The sequence below is a fragment of the Serratia sp. 2723 genome (assembly GCF_050434425.1).
In the GTDB taxonomy this organism is placed as follows: domain Bacteria; phylum Pseudomonadota; class Gammaproteobacteria; order Enterobacterales; family Enterobacteriaceae; genus Chania.
Genome location: NZ_JBNDIN010000012.1, coordinates 143,560 through 165,542, shown reverse-complemented (window position 1 = coordinate 165,542; position 21,983 = coordinate 143,560). Strand labels below are relative to the sequence as shown.

Below are 21,983 nucleotides of genomic sequence, written 5' to 3'. Positions count from 1 at the left end.
GCCCGGCAGTGGCTGGGCCTCGACAGGCGGTGTTTCTCAAGCATTGCCTAACGTTGGCTCTCTGCCCATCAGTGGACTGACCTCAATGGTTAACGCAGGCAACCTCAAAGACTATTTTAACAGGCTCGGCGAGCAACTAAAAAGCTCTCAATCTACTGATGTAGAAGAGTTATTCAAAAAGATGGGCAAAAAGTCATGAGAAAAAACCGGGTACAAGACTGGGTAAGAGAAACGGCGGGAACACCGTTGTATGCCATCTTGGCCAATACCAACGGTGCCGAAGGTATCAAAGCCTATTATCGTGAAGATGGCAGCCGCACGCCTTATGGGCTCTATGCCAACACGCCATATGCTAACTGGTTCGAAGTGATGCCGGTGATGGTGCAGCTCAATGAAGGCAGCCCGTTCCTGCGCTGGGTGGCAGAAACCCCTTTACGCAACTGGGGCTGGCTGGCACGTTCGCCGTTGCCGCAGGCTGCCCTGGCGACCCACCTTGCCGGTTTTACGCAGGTGATCATGCCCAGCGGCAAACCGGTGTTTTTCCGCTATTGGGATGGGCGCTATCTGCCAGCTTACTTGCGCTACTTTGGCGATGAGTGGCGTTCTATCCTGCCGGTGTTCTCCGATTACTGGGTGAACGGAGAGGGGTTTACCTGCCCGGTAGATCCTTCCGCTCAGGCCCAGATTAGCCCCTGGTGGCAGGTGCCCCAAGGGATGGTGGACTCCCTGTTGGATGAAGATCCAGAGCCGCTGATCGCCAACCAGCTGATCTGGCTGCGCGAGAATGAGTTTGAGCTCTATCAAGCCGTGCCAGAACCGGTTCTGCGCCAGATAGCGCTGCGGCTTTACCCACAGGTCTGGCAACAGACGCCAGATCCGAAGAAGCGAACCGCACGGCTATCCCAGGCCCTGGTAGATGCGCTGAGCCGCCGTACCCATCCGTTCGAGGTGATCACCTTCAACGTTTCCTCTTTTCGACCGTGAGTAATGGACTATGACGACCGAATATATTGCGAGTATTGACAATGCGTTGCTGAGCTTCAAAAACAAGACCCTGTTGACTAAAGAATATCGGCAGATCGTCAAGGAGTGGGCTACGGCCAGCAGCATTTCCGGAAGCTTGGGTGGCCCGACGCTGGAGATGGAGAAAACCCTGCGGCTCAACGACAGTAAAAAGGTCGTCTCTGAAAACGATCGCAGCTTCGAGAGTAGCGTAGTGACCTGCCCAAAGAGCGGAGTGATCACGGTCGCGCTTGCCTATGAGTCCACGCTTGACCTGCCTATCCCCGATGTGACCATCGAGATCTATGAAGATGTCAGTTTTGGTTTTGACTCAAAGGTGGCGACGAAACAAACCGATGAGCAAGGTGTGGCGCTCTTTCCCGGTCTGACTGCGGGCAAGAAGTATTACGTTAAAGCCACCGACACCCAGTTGGAACAGCACAATAACCAGATGCTGCAAGCCTATGACGGCCTGATGCTGGAGATGTACGATGCCTTGTCTACGCAATGGCAGGCCTATAAGCCGCAGTGGCAACTCAGCCCTATTAATGCAGGCCTGTTGACCGCGTTGGGAGATGGGTTGTACGAGGGCATGTTTGGGCTGTGGGACGACGTAAAACTGGCCTACAACGTGATCACCGATCCCGCAAAATACGGACAGAAAATCTATGCGGAAGCCAGCAAGTATAAGGATCTGATCACCCAACTGGATGAACAGAAACTGAAGACGCTGCTGGAGGGCAGCAAGCAGATGACCCGTGAGCTGCTGGCGTTGTTCAATGACGAAGCCGGGTTGTATCTGTTTATGCGCTCGGTGGTCATGCAATTGCGTATGTACCCGTGGGGGGCGTTGCTGGAGCCGATGGTGAAAGTCGGGGGTTCCATTATCGGTGATGCGCTGGTCGGCATTGTCTTCGGGGCGCTGCTGACCCTGGTGACCGCCGGACTAGGTGTGGCGTTCCTGGTTTATAAGGTGGGTCGCCTGCTCAAGAAATTGGGCAGCGCCATGCAACATGTCTGGCAGGGTCTGAAGACGGTCCTGTTTGCCACCCTGGAACTGGTCAAACGCTTCTTTGAAAAGAGCCGCCTACAGAATTTCAAGCGCCAGGCGAATGCCCGGTTGAAACAGGATCGGATAAATCGGGTGGGGTCTAACCACCAGACCAGCCTGGTTGATAATTCAGGCGCGGTGCATAACAGCGCTGCGAAAGATGCGGCAGGCCATCCCACGGTGAACTCGCAGTGCACCCCCGGCACCGGCTGCCCGGTCTCGCTGATCAACGGCGAAGAGTTGCTTACTCTGGACGATGGGCAACTGATTGGCCTGACACCCTTTATCTTCCAGCGTCAGTACCGCACCACCGCGGTCGAACGCACATCTGTGTTTGGTTTTGGCTGGAGCCACAGTCTGCAACATCAGGTGGAGTTTATCGGTGATGAACTGCACTGGACCGATCACCAGACCCTCACCACCATTCTGCCGTTACCTACCGAAGTTTCCCCAAGTGGGCTTAACTATGTAGCCGGGGCCGCCGCCTATCTGGACGAAGAGCCCGATAGCTACTGCCTGATGGCCGGTAGCATGGAAGGCTGGGTGTTGCATGTGCATCGGGTTACGGGGCAAACGACCGGGCGCATCACCGCCCTTTCACACCGCCAGTTGCGGTTGACCCTGCATTATCACGATGGCTTACCTGTTCGGCTGGAACATCCGGCTGGTGCGGCCTTGCAGTTCAGCTATCAGGAGCTGCCTCAAGGCTGGCGCCTGACGCAGCTGAGCCTGACCCCTGAGTCGGGTCGGGAAGAGGCTCTCCACCCGCTCATGACCTATGAGTACGATGAGCGGGGGCAACTGAGTGCCGCTATCAATGCGGCCGGGGAAGCCGAGCGCTATCAGTATCGTGATGATTATGTATTCAGCCTGCGGCAGTTGGCTGGCGGGGCTGAGTTTTACTGGGAGTGGCAAGGGGAAGGCAAACAAGCCCGTGCGGTGCGCCACTGGAGCAACCTGCCGAACCTTGACCAACGTTTTCTGTGGGATGAACAACCCGGGGCCGTCACCCTGGTCCATCAGGACGGTTCACGGGAGACCTGGCAACATGACACCCGCTTTCGCCGCCTGATAAAGAAGGTCGACCCGGACGGCGCGACCCACCTCAATGAATACGGTGAACGCGGTGAGCTGCTGAGTGAAACCGATCCGTTGGGCAATCGCACCGAATATGGCTATAACGGTGAACTGCAGTGCACCTGGGTGCGAACGCCTGACGGACAGGAGACCCAATACCGTTATTCGCGTGGCCGGGTAGTAGAGAAAACCACCTGGAGCCTCGATCAGGAGGACAAGCTCCGTGAACGGTATCGCTACGATACGCAGGGCAACCTGACGGAGGAAACCGATGCGTTGGGCAATACCTGCCACTACCTGTGGTCTGCACAAGGGGCACTCAACGAGGTGCAATACCCGGATGGCAGCCGCGAGCGCTTTGTCCGCGATGCGTTTGGCCAGGTGCTGGAACACCATCAGCGCAACGGGCTAACCCACTACTACCGTTACAACCTGCTGGGGCAAGTGATCCGGCACAGCGACAGCCCACTGGACGAGGCCGGGGTCAACGGCACCCGTTATATCTGGAATGCCGCCAACCGGCTGGAGGCTATTCACGCGCCTGACGGCACGGTGCGCCACTACCGGTACAACGCCTACGGCAAGGTGACCAGCGAGCGTGATGAAAAGGGGCTGACCACCCAATACGAATACCATCCAAACTCCCATTTGGTGAGCCGAGTCATTTATCCCGACCTCAGCCAGGTGGAATACCGCTATGACAACCCGAAGAACTTCGTCAGCGACATCATCAACCAGAACGGCGAACGCCATCGGCTGGCCTATCACCCCAACGGGTTGGTGAGTGAAGAACACACCGTTGACGGACGCCACTTCTTCTATGACTACGACCTGAACGGACACCTGACCCAGCGCACCGAATACGGCACCAGCCAGAGTGAACAGACCGCGCTGGTCACCCGCTATGAGCGGGACGCTGCCGGGAGACTGGTTCGCAAGGTGTTGCCGGACGGCAAAGAAGTCAACTACGGCTATGACAGCTTTAACCGCCTGCGGCTGGTGGACGACGGGCATTGGCCGCTGGCATACGGTTACGATGAAATTGGTCGTCTGACGGAGGAGTATCAGGGCTTCGCCAGCCTGTTTTACGGCTACGACAGCGCAGGTAACCTGACACGCCAATGCCTGCCCGACGGCAACATTCTGGCCTACCAGTACCAACAGGGGCAGGTCTCGCGTATTGCGCTTAATGGTCAGGTGCTGAGTGATCACCAATATCGCGGTGAGCAGGAAATCCGACGTATCACCGGCAAGGTGGTGAGCGAGTTTGATTATGACGGGCAGCAACGCCTGCGCCATCAACGGGCTACCGCCGTGGTACAGGCAGAAATGGAGGGTGACGCCCCGGACGTAACGCCGGTGATGCAACGCCGCTACGAGTACGATCCGGCAGGCAACCTGACGCAGATCCTCGACCCGCACAAGGGCAACCGGGAATACCGCTATGATAAGCAACATCGCCTGACCGAAGCGCTGCACCACCCGATAGCCTATCCCGAAGCCTTGCCGCAGGCGCTGCGCTGGCGGGGCATCAGCGAGCAGTTTAGCCACGATGCAGCGGGTAACGTATTGGGGAACGATGCTGCCTCCCGTGGAACACAAGTGCGTGGCAACCTTCTGAAGCAGAAAGGCGATGTGCGGTTCGAGTATGACGAATTTGGCAACCTGACACGTGAAGTGCGCAGCACCCAGCCACTGTGGGTGCGGGAGTTCCGTTATGACTGCCAGCACAGGCTGGTGGAGTTTATTGAACAGCGCCAAGGGCAGAAAACCCACTTTGCCTATACCTATGATGCCTTTGGTCGACGTATCCAAAAGCAGGACCTGCTGGCCCAACGGCCTGATGCCATAACCCGGTTCTTCTGGCAGGGTGAGCGGATGGTGGCAGAATGCGCCGACGATGATAATATCTTCACAGCGGATGACCCAAAACCGGCGCACCTGGCGACCTATAAGAGTTACCTGTACAGCCCCGGCAGCTTTGTGCCGCTGGCGCAGTTACTGGGCAAAGGACGCAAGTCGGAGATTTACTACTACCTGAATGACCATCTGGGCACCCCGCAGGAACTGGTCAACGGCAAAGGACAGATTGCCTGGAGCGCGGCGTACCGCGCCTACGGCAATCTGGCGGTAGCGTTCGTTGAATCTGTGCCGCAGCCGCTGCGTTTTCAGGGGCAGTACTTCGACGCGGAGAGCGGGCTACACTATAACCGGTATCGTTATTACTCGCCGGAGACCGCAAGGTTTATCACGCCTGACCCGATTGGGTTGGCCGGTGGGCTGAACCAGACGCAGTATGTGCCTAACCCTACCGGGTGGGTGGATCCGCTGGGGTTGGCTAGCGTTCCTGGAGATTGCCCGGAGCCGCCGGGCACAGGAGTAAGAGCGCATGCGGGTGAAGAATTAGTTGAGGTTTATCGAGTTCAGCCCGTGAGACCTAATTCAGATATTGTTTTAGGTGGTGCATTCTTGCGTGAGCGTGAGAAAGGTAAATCTATATTGCAGGCTAACAATCAGCGTAAAAAATTACTCGCTAAAATAGAGTCAGACGATCCTGCTGCAGCAGTAAATGCTATGCAACATGCCCAAGGTGGTGGGGGGAGCAGTCCAGTAATATCAACGACGTTTGATAAGGCCGCGGCAGAGGCCGACTTTATTGATCAATTGAATGCTGGGCGAAATGTTGAGATGATAACCATTAAAGGGCCAAGAAGTGGAGGACTTGATTTTAACTTGGAGCTTGAAGCTCGGGGGGGGAGAACCAAACCAACAAGATTTAAGGATGAAGAGATGAATGAGTTTGGTATCAAAGATTTATATGTTCCACCTAAGGGGAAAGGTGCTAGCAAGTCAGGTTTTGAGATCACAGATGTTAAAAGGGGGTTAGAATGAATAATAATATGGTTTATTGGAAAGGTGTCTGTATTGGTGAAATGATCAATCCGATAGTCGATAACTTTGATGTTTTTGGTAAATGGAAGCCAAATGGAAACGCTAATGAACAGGCGTCATTCATAAAGGAAATAGAAGATAATGAGGAAGCGTATATATGCTTTGGGAATGTTAAGAGTGGTTTTATAGCAACGGTGGTTGAAGTTCCTGATGACTACATAGATATTAGGTGTCGAGGCCATTATGAAGACATGCAAACTTTGATTCATACGCCTGAGCATTATGATGAACTTATTCGGAAGAGACGGCATAATGGTTAATTATTATATTTTTCAAATTTAAATTAACCACATCAGACATCACATACATGGTGTTAATTTGGTGTGTAAAGGCCGGGATGCTAGGTTGCGGTATGCCGCAACCTGCTGGCATTTTATGCCGCTCACCATTTTGGCTATAGCCGCTTTAGTAACCTAGCGGTTGAGTGGTGGGGCAAAGATCATCGGTTGAAGACTCGTTATACGCATGGCTACTGTCGCCGCATAGATCAGTTAGGAACCTCTGGGATGGCAGTGTAATCATTTACAGTTACTATGCTTTTCTCTGGTTATGTGACTTAAGTTATGCCAAGAGCTCGCATGTGTTAGATACACTATTGCGAAAATAAATACGCAAGGGGGGGCGGAAAAGCGTGAAGGAGAATGACAACTTAGGGCTGCCAGTGGATAGGTCTGTCGAACAAAGTTCAGGGTCAGGTGCACGTTCGCTCGCTGGCTATGACTACCAAGTTGATGTTTCCGTGTGGTTAGCCCTAGACTTGTTGCTCGGTTCTGGTTTGACACAGATGATTGAACTTGAGCCATGCTCAGAGGAGGATCTCGAAGCACAGTTGGCTGATGATGAGCCGGGTCATGCGGCGACGCGTGTAGGGCTAGATAATTATATTCTTGTCGTCCAGGTCAAACTACGAGGCGGTGATGCATGGACTATCTCTGGTATTAACAAGCTCTTGAAGCATGGGAGTCCCACTCGACAATCGGCGGCACAACGGCTGTCCGATCCAAAAATTAGGTACGTGCTCGTCACAAGTGCGGTGCTAAACGGAGAAGCAAGAAGCCTGAGGGTTAAACGCGCTGGAAGCTGGCCTAAAAAGAGCAGCCTACCTATTTCTACAGCCAAATTTCTCCCGCAAAGTGCGAATGGACGTATTGCTGTCATCGATAATTTGGACGAAGAGCGCTTGGTTCAGGATATCAAACGGCTTCTGGTTGAACGTTTTGGAGTTCCTAACTCACGCTGGGTTGAGTGTTTGCAGGTGCTTCGCAGCGAAGCAAGGCTACGTGTTTTGCGCGTTGGTGAAGGACGATGGCAAAAGGATGAGCTTGCTTATGTTATTCGAAGCCACGATGGTTATCTTGCAAGCTCTCCACAACTCGAGGACTATGTGTATCCTCGAAACTGGCAGGTTCTACGAGATGCGATGGCCTCCCCTAACTACGCAGCAATAATCATAGGGCAATCGGGGACAGGTAAGACACTCGCCACGAGCAAGATCTATGAGGAACTTCGTCGCGAAAACCCCGGTTTGACGCGTGTTCCAATACGTCGTGGACCTCAGCAATTACGTGATGATCGTACGTTTCCCCCGGTTCTCTACGACATTGAGGATCCTTGGGGACGTTACGATTTTGACCCTACAAGCCGCGCCTGGAACGATGAGCTTGCCAGATGTATGTCATCAGCACGTGCTGACCGCATGATTATTGCCACGAGCCGACGAGACGTCGCCAAGTCATCTGGTGCGCTGAAGTCTGTTGAGGCGTGGATTGTTCCTCTTGAAGCCGAACAGTACGGTAAGTCGGAACGACAGAAACTTTATCGTACGAGGATTTACGCCTTACCTCGAGATGTTCATCTACTAGCAACCTCCGCTGAGAACCAGGTGCTCGATAAACTGGCAACCCCACTCGAAATCGAGAAGTTTTTTGATGCATTACGCACAATGAAACGTTCGAATAGAAGTCTAGATCGTAACTTTATACCAGATGCGATTGCTAAAGCGCATGAGCAATCGATCGAACAGACTGTCATTCAGCAGATTGAGCAAAGGGACGATATCTGTGCTGCAGCTGTCATTTGGGCGTACCTGAAAGCAAGCGATTGTCTCTCGCTTCAAGCAATCAACAACTTGGAGTTGGAGCTGGCAGAACACCTTCCTGCCTTTGAAAAGGGAATAATGCCACTTATAGATTTTTTCGTTGCGGCGCGCAACCTTCGTTTGGGTGACGGGCAGGTTTCTTACTACCATCCCCGTGTTGAGGCTGGTATTGAAGGAACTCTCAAGCGACATGCAACTTCAGCAAAACTTGCATTACGTGCTTTTCTTGAGCTATTGACAGATCCTGATGGGCCAGGGATAAGTTGGGGGGCTGGTGTCTCGGCTCGCGTCGTTGCTGCTGCCAAGCGTATTCCAGAGTTAAAATTTGTTCCTAAGAACTCAACGGCAAAGCAAATCGACACTTGGCTATTAGAACGCCTCGCCGATTCTTCTTGTGGGCTGAGAGAATACGTAAGTCTTGCCGCCGCCGCGGGGTCACCTAATTCTAACGCAGCAGAATTCGCTCGTTACCTCTTGAATCGTTCGGAACAAAGCTTTGGTTTCCACTTTTGGGAGCGACCTGATCATCCCGAGGTTTGGTACGAACGTTTGCGTAAGGATCCAACAATTGCGACGATAGCTAATCGCTTCATTCGAGAAATATTGACCGAGGATCGTGATCATTACGGCAAAGAATTAGTCAAAGATTTGAATAATTTTGTTCCTAACCTAACTTCGGCCTATATCGACGCAGCGGCAGAAATAGTGCGGTATGGGTGTTCGTATTCGTATGAGGCTATTGCTGCGGGAGCATTACGTGACTTAGACGGGTTTGAGCTGATTATTGATAAGGCCGTCAAAAAACTTACGCCTTCTAAGGAAGAGCAGTTGGAAGCAGATGAAACCTGGTTAGCTATTACTAACGAGGTATACAGCAGCGATTATACTGAGTACTTGTCGGAAAACGACGATGGCTATACTGCGCGCGAATTTCTAAAAGCATACACAAATCGAGTTCGGCAGGTGAAGGGGTGGAAAGTCCTCGCACAGCATCGTCATTCTGAGCATCTGCTTTATTACTGGATGCTCTCCTTCATGAATAGCGCAGAAGCGGAACCAGCATCAACTGATGAAATAGCTGGCGCATTCGCCGCTGCATTTGGCAGCGGAGAAGAAAGTGCGCTGTGGTTTGTTCTTACTCAACATTGGGACGAAGAGTACCAAAGCCGTCTACTTACACGTATACGCGATGGATCTCCTGTGAGTGATGTCCGACATGCCTCTTTGGCATGTCTTGTTGAAAGAGTACCTAATGCTTTAGCTCTGATTGTTAAAGAGCTTCATCAGGCTGGTAAGTACGAGCGTATTGTCGAACTTATGATCGACCTCGCTTATCTTCAGGATGGGAGAATAGGCGACGGAGATAAGCATGAGGTTGCCGCTAAAACTGCCATGAATAGCCTTGAACCAGAGTTCCAGGAGCTGTGTAAAGTGGCCGGTAGTAGCACAGTTGGAGAGCCTCTCTTATCTAAGGCTGTGATAAGCCTATTAGCAAAACCTGTGTATCCGAGCCATAGCGTAAGCGCGCTACGTATACGTCGGCATCTAGACCTCCCTAGTTATGTTCGCACCGACATCGAGTGGATGCTTGCTAACAGCGATGACCATGACAATTGCGTCAAAGCACTCGAAGCAGCCATCGTGCTCGGCCTCAAAGATATTATCGAAGGGGCGTTGGCTCATCGGTTTTCCCATGTTGTTGCAAAGGCGCTTACTGCGGTAGGAGAAAGTATCCCTGCACCGCTGCCACCTAGCTTGCTTGCATTTGTAAGTGCCAAGGGAAGCCCGGTGCGAAAAGCGTTGGTTCATTTGATCTGTAGTAAGCCTCATCTGGATCATCTTCCAGCTCTGCTGAATCTTGCGCAAGATCATTGGTCTTCATCCTCACAATACTATGGTGAAGATGATAATTTTCCGATCGCCCGATCCGCAGTAGAAGCGATTAGCGAGTTAGCTTCGCTTGACGAAACTATCCTTGAACAATTACAGACGCTTGCTCTTAACACTACCGACCAAGAAGTGCGTAAAGGTCTGTTCAAGGTCGTGGCAGCACAAGGCGGGCGCAATCTTCAGGAACAACTATTCGAGCTCGCTATTGCACCAGGTCGAACGGGTGTCAGGTGTGCGGCGGCATATGCGATGCTGCTTAATGCAGACATTCTGGATTTGACTGTAGTTGACCAGATTGTCTCAGACACCTTGGAGACCCGATCACCATCGATCGCTGTTATGCTTACCCTCATCGTTGCTTGTCGAGCTCCCTTTGCTAAACGCATGGAGATTGCCCGCCAAGTATCAGCAAATTCTAAGCGGCGCGGACTTCTGCTTTTGATGCTCTGGCCAAAGGCCAATCCATGCGAGTCAGCCAAGTCAGCTATTGAGCAACTTCTTCCTAAAGGTCATCCGTCGTTATCGTGGGTATATGCTGGCCCTACCGAGCCTGCCGAGGATGCCCTTATCGCAGATTTAGGTGATCCTGCCATTTGCAGGGAGATTCTGCATTGGATGAACCCCTGGAGGGCTAAGACATGAATAAACATCCGAGCTCTTGCGCGAGTTTGCAAAATCAGTGAAGCAAGCGAACAACATGAATGATGCGGCGGAATAGCCCGCCGCCAACCTTTATGCGAGAGGGCAATAGATTAGGTGTTGAAGGGCCTAAATCGTTCTATAAACCCGAAAATTGGTCTGGCTGGTTATAAGCAAAAGCTCTCGCTCTGAGGACAGAAAATACCTAGCATAATTGAGCTGCGTCATCCTGAACATGATACGTTATAGTGAACAATCTCATCTTTTTGATCAATTGCAGTTGATAAGTTTTTAATTAAATATTAATTTTGTACGATTGTTAGGAAAATTTCGGTCAGGATGGCGTAGTTAGTGTTCATTGGCCGATTTTTTTATCAAAATTGGAGCTGTTGTGAACACAAAACTCGATTTTGACGCTTCGAAACTTTTCGAGGCTCTGAAATATCAGATCCACATAGCGATCGATTATTGTCATACGCTTGAAAAGCATGATGTGCTATGGATAGAAGTGTGCGGTGATGTCACTGTTGAAGGGCGTGACCAAATAGAGGTTAAGGATTACAGCGACGACTTAACCGATGGACATGAAAACTTCTGGAACACACTCAATAATTGGTTGAAGCCTGCTTTTAATCATCAACAGTATACTAACCTAATCCTTCTTACTACCCAGGCGTATGGAGAGCGAGCGTCTTTAAAAAATTGGGAAAATCTAGACGCTCAACAGCGTTTGGACACACTGGAGTCCATTTTTAAAAGTGCCGAAGCTCGCTTTGAAAAGGCAAGCCGGTTAAGTGATAAGAGCAGAAAAGAAGAAGAGGGAGAGGGAGAGGGTAATTTGGCAGAGCGAAAAAGTGTCAGTCCATCACAGACACTTAAACTTCAGCGCAAAATTCTTGCGACGGATATGCGAGAATCATTACTGGAGGCTTTGCCAAAAATCAGAATTGTTACAGAACAACCCGATTTGTTGGGACTGATTGCCAGATATAAGAGGCAGTACCTAAAGAGTATTCACCCACACAGGATGGATTCATTCCTAGATGACCTCTTTGGTTTTATGACAAATGCCCTGAAAATCACAGGTGGTTGGAAATTTACAGTCGATGAGTTTGATAAAAAATTTGCAGAGTTAACAGCTAGATACCTAATTGGCACTCTTAAGTTCCCTAGCATCAACAGCGAACTGGTCGAAATGGAAGCGACTAAAATGGACGTGCGAACACGGCGTTTCGCTATGAAACTAGATGAAATAGGCGGGGGTGATGAGTTAATTCTACAAGCTACAGCTGATCTGCTACAAGCGCAACAATATATTGTTGAAGTGATTAAGGACAACACCACATCCCAAAATGATATTGATGACTATTGTAGAAATCAGTCACGGATGCACTCTTCCAGCAGGTTGAGTGCCATGTATAAGTGCGATCCCTCTTTGTCCCATGACCAGTTACAAAGAGCATCCTGTGCCTTTTATGGCGATCGTTGTGCTGTAGCTGTGGCTCCCTTCAGCTCGTACGATTCCACTCCTATAGAATTCCGCAATGGTATTTACCACATGTTAGCTGACGAAGAATCCAGTAGCTCTTTTTCTGAATTCCACTGGAGGCTTTGGAAATGATAGCAAGTCCTGTTGACCACCTTTTCACCCTTCAACGGTCGCCCATTGTGCTGGCTCCGGTCATTCATCAGTTCTTCGCCAGATCTCAGCCTCGTGAAAGAGATTTATTGCTGAGTTATCTCATTCTTCCCATGGTTTTGTACCCTACTATGCAGGATTATCTCCTTACCGTAAGAAAAACGAGTAATCTACGCACGCTATGTAAAGATCAATCCAGACTTGTGGGATTAACGCATAATGTTCAACAGTTTAAATCGTTAACCCATGCATCGTTGCTTGTCCTTAAAACAGAACAACGTATTGAAATCACAGATAACCTAGTTGTTCACTCACTAAGCGATGTTAACGCTGCGAATGCTAATCCGAAACAACTCGAAGCTGCACAACGCTTGTCTATGGTCTGTGCTGACACTGACATCGTTTCCATTTACAGGACGTTAGGATTCAAATCACTATGAAATGCTTTTTGCGCTACATTGGTGTTGTGGACACCCAAGAGAAAATTCACCAGGTACGCTTGGAGCCTGGGCTTAATGTTATCACTGGTAAGTCTTCTACAGGAAAGAGTGCGATCCTCGAAATTTTTGATTATTGCTTAGGTAGCACTGAAGATACTATACCAGTAGGGAAGATCACTGAACGGGCTGATACATTCTTCATTGCACTGCAATTTCCTCGTTATTTTCTTGTGGCAGCTAGGAAGAAAAAGTCTGATCGTTGTTTTTTGCTGGAGGTTCGAAGTACAGATGCAGATCAATTATTGAAGCTTATCGAACAACCAAATGCATTTTTTGACGCTAGACACTATATGCCGTTGTCAGATTTCAAGAAGAATCTCGGGCGACATTTTGCTATTACTTTGGAAAATATTGATGAAGATCCATTTGTCAAAATAACCGGCCGAAAAAAATCTGCAACACCATCCGTTCGTAGTTTTTCGTCATTTATGCTTCAGCACCAGAACCTTGTGGCTAATAAACATGCGATATTCTATCGCTTTGATGAGAAAGAAAAACGCGACCAGGCGATTAATCACTTCAAAATTTTAATGGGTCTTGTAGACGAAAAATATTTTGATAATTACAAAGAATATGAGCTTGCAAAATATGAACTTAAAAAAATCCAAGCGCAGATCCCGAAACAGGCACAGCGTAAAGAAAATGCTATTGCTCGCTACAATCGATATTTGGTTGAATATAAAAGCCTAGCCGGTCTCCCGCTTGTGAATGCTCTGGCCGAGGATATCTATGAGAAGCCTAAGCAGTTTTTGAAAATTATTTCCGAGCATTCAGTAAAAATCGATGTACTTTCAGATCTGATTGAAGTGCGGCGTGCTGAACTTCAAAGGCAGCGCTCCGATGCACTTGTGAATAAGCGTAAACTTCAGGGGAAAATGAGATTGCTCAATGATTCTCTTTCCTCTGTCACTCAGTTTAACATTGGCATGAGGGCCGAGAGTTTACCTATTTCTATGGTGTTGTCTGATGCTCATTGTCCCCTATGCGAGGCCCAAACCTCGACCCCAGCCATGGAAGCCAGTAAGCTCGTAAATGCTATTGATTGGTTGAATGAGGAACTCAAGCTTTCATCCTATGCTCGAGAGAGTTTTGCGGATGAACGCAGAAAACTTCAAAAAGAACTAGTTACCATAAATGAGTTGCTTCGCCGGATTCAGGATGATATACGTCCTCTTGATGAAGAGGTAGAAAAGCTCAAAACATCCAAGTCAATTGATGAGCAGGCTATGAAGGCGAAACTTCGATTAGAAATTGCCATTCAGGATCAGTTAAACAAGCCTGAATCGGAACTGTCTGGGCAAGAAAAATTTTGGCATAAAGAGGTCGAACGCCTTTCAGGGTTGCTTGCCCAGTACGGTGTCGAGAGCAGACTCCATATATTGGGTCAGAACATCAATGCCAAAATGTGTGAATTTGGCAATAATTTCGACTTTGAGGAAACATATAAACCCTCGGCTCTTCGTTTCGATACAGAGACATTTGACCTATGGTACCAGCAGGATGTTAAAACCCGTGTGTATCTGCGCTCAATGGGCAGTGGTGCGAACTGGTTGTACTCCCACTTGGCACTTTTCATGGCATTACATTACCAGTTTGCTGAGCGTTCAGAGAGCGGTTGCAAAATTCCTCCCATTCTTTTCTTGGATCAACCGACGCAAGTTTACTTCCCTGCGCCTCTGGATGATGCCTTAGAATTTAATCCTAGGGTGCTGGCAAAACAGGCTAAGCGTGAACATATCGTCGACGATGACATGAAGGCTGTTACTAACATGTTTACTCAACTTGCGAAGTTTTGCGCAGAGACTGGCGAGGCTACTGGAGTAATCCCGCAGATTATTGTCTCGGATCACGCTGATAAACTTATACTCAGCGAAGGCTATAATTTTAAGGATTACGTGCGTGCTGAGTGGCGTACACGTGGATTTATTGGTGACTGATATGAAGTTGACGGTATAATGTACGATAGCTTGAATCCCGCAGCTATATTTACGGGTAATTTTACGTTTGTAGTAGTTGTGGCGTTTTGCTGACTCGGGTGACAGCCCAGTCAGCGATAAAAATAGATACGGCTAATGACCAGCACCGTCTTCTAGGTGACATTTACTAAGTACAAGTAGGCTATTGGTCTAAACGTTCACCTTTAGTATGCTAACGGCTACACAGAATTATGGGTAGCCTCATTTCCTTGGTGAATCTTTGTGCTAACTGAATAACCGGTCTAACTTCTAATAATGCGACCTTCGCTAGACGCTTACAAAGAGAAAAATACTAAAAAGTGCTAAAAAAGTTTGCTGAGGCTAACAACGCCAGTAGCATCACTGGTGTTATTAGCCTATTTAAATTCTATTTTTATTGACTATCTCTTTGCTTGGGGAAATATATATCGATAATTGGCTAACCAGCGAGGGGAGCGCATGCTTTACATTTGATCTACTCAACTTCCATTCGCTTGCTTAATGACATAATCAGCCCAAGCCTCCATCATTGGTCGACGTTGTTCCAGTAAATCAGTACGATGATAAGCTGCTTCAACCTTATTTTGCACTGTATGGGCTAGGGCTCGCTCAGCCAAATCCCGAGGGTAGCCTTGCTCACTACACCAATCTCGGAAGCTAGAGCGGAAACCGTGGGCAGTTGCCACACGTCCGGGCGTATCACTGGGAGCTTCGACGCGGCGCAAGAAAGAAGTTAACACCATATCAGACAGTAATGATTGGTTGCGGGGGGAAGGGAACACCAACTCGTCATGTAATCCTTGCATACCCTCCAGGATCTCAATGGCTCTTGGTACCAACGGAACCCGATGGATGATGCCTGCTTTCATGCGTTCGGCAGGGATAGTCCATACAGCAGCTTTGAAGTCAATTTCAGACCACTGGATCCCTCTGACCTCACCAGAGCGGCAAGCTGTTAGTATTAGCAACTCTAATAGTGAACGAGTTAAATCAAAACGTCTGGCATTGCGTAGATGTATAGCGACAAAGTTCGGGATATCTCGCCAAGGCATTGCGGGTTGATGCTCTGTTCGAATCGCTTTACTAGGCTGTTGAGGTAAAAGATGGGTAACAACATCGACAGGGTTTGCCACGCAATGACCATGCGCCCATCCCCAGGCCATTACAGCATGCAAGCGCTGTTTAACTCGACTGGCTGTTTCTGGAATCGCTAACCAGATAGGGCGTAAAACTTCAGCCATGTGTGCAGGTGTAATGGTATCCAACGGCAGCGAGCCGATAGAGGGGAAGGCGTATTGCTCTAGAGTTGCTATCCACTGTTTCCCATGCTTGTCATTTTTCCAGCCGGGAAGTAGGTTAGTATGTACCTGACGGGAGGCTATTTTGAATGTTGGAATAACCGGTTTGTCGGAATCTGCTTTCTTGGCCTCTAGCGGATCAATCCCATTAGTAAGTTGCTCACGCATGGCATGCGCTTGTTTGCCTGCTTCGGCGATACTGATTTCAGGATAACTACCTAACCCTGCGTTGCGTCGCTTTTTGGTTGCCGGGCTAACATAACGCAAAACCCATTTACCGTGACCTTTACTGGCCGAAGGGTGTAGCGTCAGGCCGGTGATACCACCGTGCGGTAAGGGCTTATCATCCGGTTTAATATTTCGAGCTTTGGTATCGGTGAGTAGTGCCATCTGCGAAATCCTTGAGATGTCAGTATGCCATTGAGTATGCCATCAATGGTTGATTTAGGTTAGGGGTGGTTGTGCTGCGTTGATAGGAAGATAAGTTAACTAATTGTTTTATATTTATATTTTAGGCGACATTACCTTGGGTTGTGCAATTGAAAAGCGGACTGCTCCTCCGCCATATTATGAATGACCCCAAGCTCAAAAGGCTTGGGGTTTTTTTTTATGGTTTTTCAGTACCTATCAGGTGCTGGTCTCAGTGATTCATCATGGACAGGAAAGCGAGTTATCGGTGATAATACGGACGCAGTCTATTTTGAAAGGGTGAAATAATGAGGGATGTCATTGTATTTTTGAGTCTGGTATTTTATTCATGGTGCGTTAGTGCAGGTGAAAATGAACAAGTCAGTCTTGATAAAACCATAAACGACTACAGAGTTTACTCTCTTGCCCGATGTATCGTTGATAACTATAAAAAGATGGGTGTTGATTTTAATAAATCACCACTTAAAGACGGCACAATGGGTTTTATTGATTTAGATAATGGTTTGGCTTTTAGTGCCGAGCGGAATAATGAACTGGATAAGTTTATTGAAGTTAATACAGGGCATTTTTATCAACCTAAGCAACCAAGTGGCGATCTGGCATCTGTCAATCTGGTCGTTTATGATTGTATGGGGTTTTATCATTCGAAAGAACTAAAACAATTTCTCAAAACATTAATCCAAAAATCTGAAACTGATTCATAAACACTAATGGTTAGTTCCCTTATCATTTACCATGACCTGCGCTGTTTAAAGGGTGTAACGTCAGGCTGTTGATACCAACGTGCGCCAAGAGGTTATCATCCGGTTTAATGTTCCGGGCTTTGGTATCGTTGAGAAGTGCCATCTGTAAAATCCTTGAGATGCCAGTATGCCATTGGATGTTGGCTTGATGATTAAGCAAATATGGACAGTAGCTTTCTGTCTTAGGCAGTAAAGGACGGCTTCACGCCAAACTGGATAAATGTTGGTGGTTAAAACCGCACACAGACTCGTTCAAACTCGCCTTTATTCCAATGCTAACAGTCTGATCGTCTGCCAAAATAATTACATCCGTTTTTATCCTCAGCGTCATTCCATGAGGTAACGGCAAAAGTATCAACGTCTACGTTATACGTTATTCATCTCATAATAATGAAATCGTTGATGACTTGGAGCGTTTTATCAGGGGGATGAGTATCCTAATTAGTTAATCCCTTATTCCCCCCGTTGCCCAGCTGCGGGATGTCGCCAAGCCTACGCATCGAACAACAAGAGGCAAAAAACGGCGGTTTGTGACCCGAATCACTGCCCCATGTAAGCGCACCGAGTGTTTTCTTTTAATTCTGTATGTTAACCACATGATAACAAAACGTTATCCGATAGATGGCGGTAAAACACTGTGCTAGGATGATTAATCACCACCTCTGGCACCTACGCCAACTTGAAAAGGATATGACCATGCCTTTGAATAATAAAAATATTTTTGTAGCTCTCGCCGCCGCCTTGTTTGCAGTAAGCAGTTACGCGGCGGCGCCGAAATCCGTGGCGATCCTCTCTATCGTTGACCATCCGGCACTGGATGCCACCCGTGATGGGGTGATTGATGAGCTAAAGGCCGCGGGGTATGACAAGGATAAGGTCAAGATCCAGTTCCAAAGCGCGCAGGGAAATACGGCTACCGCTGGGCAGATTGCGCGTAAATTTATCGGTGACAAGCCCGATGCGATAGTGGCAATTTCAACGCCTGCAGCTCAGTCGGTGGTGGCAGCTACCAAAACCATACCGGTGGTGTTCACTACGGTAACCGACCCGGTAGCGGCCAAGCTGGTCAGCAGTTGGCAGCCGAGTGGCACCAACGTGACCGGCGTTTCAGACAGCGTTGCCATCGGTCCGCAGGTCGATCTGATCTTGCAGGTTAAACCCGATGCCAAACGAGTCGGCATGGTCTACAGCCCAGGGGAAGTCAACTCGACGGTGGTGGTCAAAGAGCTGAAAGAGGAATTAACCAAACGTGGGATGACGCTGGTTGAGGTTCCTGCTGCACGCACTATCGACGTAGCCCCTGCGGCCAAAAGTCTGGTAGGTAAAGTTGACGTGATCTACACCAATACCGATAACAACGTTATCTCCACCTATGAGTCGCTGGTCGGCATTGCCAATCAGGCTAAAATCCCGTTGATCGCCGGTGACAATAGCGTTGCCAAACGTGGCGCGGCGGCGGCATTGGGGATGAGCTATTACGATCTGGGCCGCCAGACCGGTAAAATCGTCGTCCGACTGTTAGAGGGCGAAAAGCCCGGCACTATCGCCCCAGAGATTGGCAACAAGCTCAGCCTGAGCGTCAACCCTGCCGCAGCCCAAAAGCAGGGTGTTACTCTGCCAGCGGAATTGGTGCAATCAGCACAAGAAGTCATCAAATAACGATCTGCGTTGCATGATGGTTTACATCGCGTGTAAATGGCCTGCCGCAGGCGGCGGGCCAAGATGTTTATGAGGTACGCATGTCGTTAATTTCCCTGATGGGCGCTTTGGAGATCGGCCTGATCTTTGCGCTGGTCGCGTTGGGCGTCTTGATCTCCTTCCGCCTACTCAATTTTCCCGATCTGACGGCCGATGGCAGCTTCCCTTTAGGGGGCGCGGTAGCCGCGGTGATGATTGTCAGTGGTTATAACCCCTGGCTAGCGTGTTTGCTGGCGGCTATCGCGGGTGCAGGTGCTGGCTGCTTGACGGCCTGGCTGCACGTGCGGCTCGGTATTTTGCAACTGCTGGCCAGCATTTTGGTGATGATTGCCCTGTATTCCATCAACCTGCGCATTATGGGGGCGCCAAACCTGGCCCTGATCGGCTTGCCCAGCGTTTTCACTCCTTTCATCAGTCAGGTTGAGGACAATGCCTGGCTGATCCAGCCACTATTACTGCTGGTGGTGGTCGTCGTGGTCAAACTGGCGCTCGACGCATTCCTGACCTCTGAAGTGGGCCTTGCGCTGCGGGCAACCGGAGCGAACCCGCGCATGGCGCGCGCTCAGGGGATTGCAACCAGCCGACTGACGGTGATCGGCATGGCGGTTTCCAATGCGCTGATAGCGCTGGCGGGGGCGTTGTATGTACAGACTCAGGGGGGCGCTGATATTTCCATGGGGATCGGCACCATCGTCGTCGGTTTGGCGGCGGTGATCATCGGTGAGACACTGTTGCCTGCCCGTAGCCTGTTCCTGATCACTATGGCAACCCTGTTAGGGGCATTGCTGTACCGCCTGATGATCGCTCTGGCCCTGAATGCAGACTTTATCGGCTTGCAGGCGCAGGATCTGAATCTGATCACCGCGCTATTGGTTACGTTGGCGCTGGTCCTGCCGAAGTTGAAACAGAAATTGAAAAGCAAGCGGGGGAGGCAGCCATCATGATGCGTGCCGAGCAGTTGTTTAAAACCTTTAACCCCGGAACTCCGCTGGAAAACCCGGTATTACGTGGCCTGTCTTTGAATATCGAGGCTGGGCAGTTTGTGACGGTCATTGGCAGTAATGGGGCAGGGAAGTCTACGTTGCTCAATGCGGTCAGCTGTGATATTACCCCCGATCGCGGCCAGCTGTTTATTGGTGAACAGGACGTTACCCTGATGCCGGCCTGGCGCCGTGCCGGTATGGTCGCCCGCGTATTCCAGGATCCGCTGGCGGGAACCTGTGAGGGGCTGAGCATTGAGGAGAATCTGGCCCTGGCTCTGCAGCGCGGCCAAACCCGGGGGTTTCAGCGAGCGGTCAAGAGCAAACAGCGGCAGCTGTTTCGCGATAAGCTGGCCACGCTGGAACTGGGGCTGGAGAATCGTTTAGGGGATCACATGGGGCTGCTTTCCGGTGGACAGCGTCAGGCGGTCAGCTTGCTGATGGCTTCGTTGCAGCCTTCTCGTCTGCTGTTGCTGGATGAGCATACCGCCGCGCTCGATCCTAAAACGGCGGCCTTTGTGCTGGCATTGACCGACCGTATTGTCGCCGAGCAGCAATTGACCGTACTGATGGTGACACACTCCATGCGTCAGGCTCTGGATCATGGTCATCGAACCGTGATGTTGCACCAGGGGCGGGTGGTGCTGGATGTTGTCGGTGAGCAACGGGCGAACATGCAGGTCACCGATCTGCTGGCGATGTTTGAAAAAACGCGCGGCGAAAAGCTGGATGATGATGGGCTACTGCTGAGCTGAGGTTGTTCACTTTGTCGGGGCGCGGCATGCTGCGCCCCCATAACATAATGAGATGGTTGAGGTTATTTAGGCTGCCGAACAACCCGATAACCCGCCAGTACGGCGGCCAACACCATAAACAGATGCCCCTCGGCGGAATCCAGCAGGAACGAGTTGAACAGGTGGCAGGCCAGATAACTGCCGAGCACGGCAACCAGCAGGTTGCGGCAGGCTGTTGGTTGCCGCCAGGCCGCTAGGAAGCAGCACCACATCCAGCCCAAAAACAGCGCCAGCCCCAGCAAGCCATTTTGTACCGTTTCCAGCAGATACTCATTGTGTGGGTTATGCACGCCGTAACCGGTCTGCGCGTTGCCATACCAGAAGCTCCCAGCCCCGTTACCCAGCAGCGGAGCCTGTTTTATCAGGCGCAATGATTCGCGGACAAAGGCGGTACGCTGTCCCATTGAGTTGTCGCAAGCCTGATAGGCCTGGTTTGCCGGGGCCAACACGCAATTACGTACCTCAACAAGGCCGAGCGTCAGGCGATCCGTCGCTCTATTGGGGATAAAAATCAGCATAATGGCCAGCAGCAAGCCACAGGTTAGTACGCCCAACCGCTGCCAGCGGGGCAGCGTCAGCAGCAACCAAAGTCCCACACCAACCAATAGCGCCACATAGCCGGTACGCCCCTGTACCATCAGCAGCACGTTCGCCGTTGCCAGTAGAACCCATGTTCCATAGCACCAACGGCGTACTCCGGATTGCGCAAAAGCGCGGGATAGCCATATCAACGCAGCAAACGCCATAAACACGTTCTGGGTTATCTGCAGTTTAAATACGGTTGGATTTTGCGGGTCGAGGCCACCCAACGTCACGTGCCCAATCCCCGAAGTCAGGCTGATCGCCAGTATCACGGCGTTGGCGAGTAGAAAGCCGCTGATAAACCGGGTGATAAGCCTGGAGTCGCTGAGAAAGAACAGCGCCAGTGGCAACACATACAGCAGCTTTTGATACTTGCCGACCATCTTCGAGCCGTACTCGTGGTGCTCGGTCAGTAACGAGATGGCCAGCAGTACAAACATCAATGCGGGCAGCCACACCAGCGGTTGCCTGAGCAAAGGCATCAGGTGGCGAAAGTCACGCTGCCACAGCAGACATATCGCCGCCAATGCTAGTGAGGTATTCATCAGCGCATTGGAAGTCGGCAGGGATACGCCGAGCAAAAATGCCGTGAAGCCAAACAGCCGAAGGTGGGCAGAGGTAAATGGCACTGTCGAAGACTGGTTGATTGATGGCAT

The 21,983-nt window shown here is 50.2% G+C and carries 14 protein-coding genes; 12 read left to right on the top strand and 2 right to left on the bottom strand.

Annotated elements, in window-relative coordinates; genetic code table 11:
- The 8 genes from ABIE29_RS17995 to ABIE29_RS17960 all read left to right on the top strand — a co-directional run.
- Nucleotides 1–199 (top strand): hypothetical protein (locus ABIE29_RS17995; RefSeq protein ID WP_429620010.1); only part of this gene is annotated, 199 nt, incomplete at its 5' end.
- On the top strand, nucleotides 196–984 hold the full coding sequence (locus ABIE29_RS17990) for a DUF4123 domain-containing protein (RefSeq protein ID WP_429620009.1): 789 nt from the start codon (nucleotides 196–198) through the stop codon (nucleotides 982–984). The genes ABIE29_RS17995 and ABIE29_RS17990, both read left to right, overlap by 4 nt.
- A gap of 10 nt (nucleotides 985–994) precedes the next feature.
- Nucleotides 995–6,022 carry an RHS repeat-associated core domain-containing protein gene (locus ABIE29_RS17985; protein ID WP_429620008.1) on the top strand — a complete coding sequence of 1,676 codons (5,028 nt, stop codon included), beginning with the start codon at nucleotides 995–997 and terminating at the stop codon, nucleotides 6,020–6,022.
- Complete coding sequence (locus ABIE29_RS17980) at nucleotides 6,019–6,342, top strand: hypothetical protein (RefSeq protein WP_161738823.1); 324 nt, start codon at nucleotides 6,019–6,021, stop codon at nucleotides 6,340–6,342. Before ABIE29_RS17985 ends, ABIE29_RS17980 begins: the two co-directional genes overlap by 4 nt.
- 371 nt (nucleotides 6,343–6,713) lie before the next feature.
- A complete protein-coding gene (locus ABIE29_RS17975) occupies nucleotides 6,714–10,712 on the top strand; it encodes a hypothetical protein (RefSeq protein WP_429620007.1) in 3,999 nt (1,332 codons plus the stop codon).
- A gap of 388 nt (nucleotides 10,713–11,100) precedes the next feature.
- On the top strand, nucleotides 11,101–12,330 hold the full coding sequence (locus ABIE29_RS17970; protein ID WP_429620006.1) for a hypothetical protein: 1,230 nt from the start codon (nucleotides 11,101–11,103) through the stop codon (nucleotides 12,328–12,330).
- Nucleotides 12,327–12,788: a three component ABC system middle component gene (locus ABIE29_RS17965; RefSeq protein ID WP_186531324.1), complete on the top strand. Its 462-nt coding sequence runs from the start codon at nucleotides 12,327–12,329 to the stop codon at nucleotides 12,786–12,788. The genes ABIE29_RS17970 and ABIE29_RS17965 overlap by 4 nt, the downstream gene beginning before the upstream one ends.
- Nucleotides 12,785–14,785: a DUF3732 domain-containing protein gene (locus tag ABIE29_RS17960; protein ID WP_429620005.1), complete on the top strand. Its 2,001-nt coding sequence runs from the start codon at nucleotides 12,785–12,787 to the stop codon at nucleotides 14,783–14,785. The genes ABIE29_RS17965 and ABIE29_RS17960 overlap by 4 nt, the downstream gene beginning before the upstream one ends.
- Before the next feature lie 497 nt (nucleotides 14,786–15,282).
- On the opposite strand, the gene ABIE29_RS17955 is transcribed toward ABIE29_RS17960, so the two are convergent.
- Nucleotides 15,283–16,491, bottom strand: a complete 1,209-nt coding sequence (locus ABIE29_RS17955; protein ID WP_429620004.1) for a tyrosine-type recombinase/integrase — start codon at nucleotides 16,489–16,491, stop codon at nucleotides 15,283–15,285.
- A 326-nt stretch (nucleotides 16,492–16,817) separates the two neighbouring features.
- Here ABIE29_RS17955 and ABIE29_RS17950 point away from each other — a divergent pair, with 326 nt between their 5' ends.
- The 4 genes from ABIE29_RS17950 (at nucleotide 16,818) to ABIE29_RS17935 (ending at nucleotide 20,706) form a co-directional block, all read left to right on the top strand.
- Nucleotides 16,818–17,234 carry a hypothetical protein gene (locus tag ABIE29_RS17950; protein WP_429620003.1) on the top strand — a complete coding sequence of 139 codons (417 nt, stop codon included), beginning with the start codon at nucleotides 16,818–16,820 and terminating at the stop codon, nucleotides 17,232–17,234.
- Nucleotides 17,235–17,969: 735 nt separating this feature from the next.
- Nucleotides 17,970–18,932 (top strand): ABC transporter substrate-binding protein, encoded by a 963-nt coding sequence (locus tag ABIE29_RS17945; protein ID WP_429620002.1) that lies wholly within the window; start codon nucleotides 17,970–17,972, stop codon nucleotides 18,930–18,932.
- Nucleotides 18,933–19,012: 80 nt separating this feature from the next.
- Nucleotides 19,013–19,915: an ABC transporter permease gene (locus tag ABIE29_RS17940; RefSeq protein ID WP_021178435.1), complete on the top strand. Its 903-nt coding sequence runs from the start codon at nucleotides 19,013–19,015 to the stop codon at nucleotides 19,913–19,915.
- Nucleotides 19,912–20,706, top strand: coding sequence for an ABC transporter ATP-binding protein (locus ABIE29_RS17935; protein WP_429620001.1), 795 nt, complete (start codon nucleotides 19,912–19,914; stop codon nucleotides 20,704–20,706). Before ABIE29_RS17940 ends, ABIE29_RS17935 begins: the two co-directional genes overlap by 4 nt.
- A 62-nt stretch (nucleotides 20,707–20,768) precedes the next feature.
- Here the strand turns inward: ABIE29_RS17935 and ABIE29_RS17930 are convergent, their stop codons facing one another.
- Nucleotides 20,769–21,983 carry an O-antigen ligase family protein gene (locus tag ABIE29_RS17930; protein ID WP_429620000.1) on the bottom strand — a complete coding sequence of 405 codons (1,215 nt, stop codon included), beginning with the start codon at nucleotides 21,981–21,983 and terminating at the stop codon, nucleotides 20,769–20,771.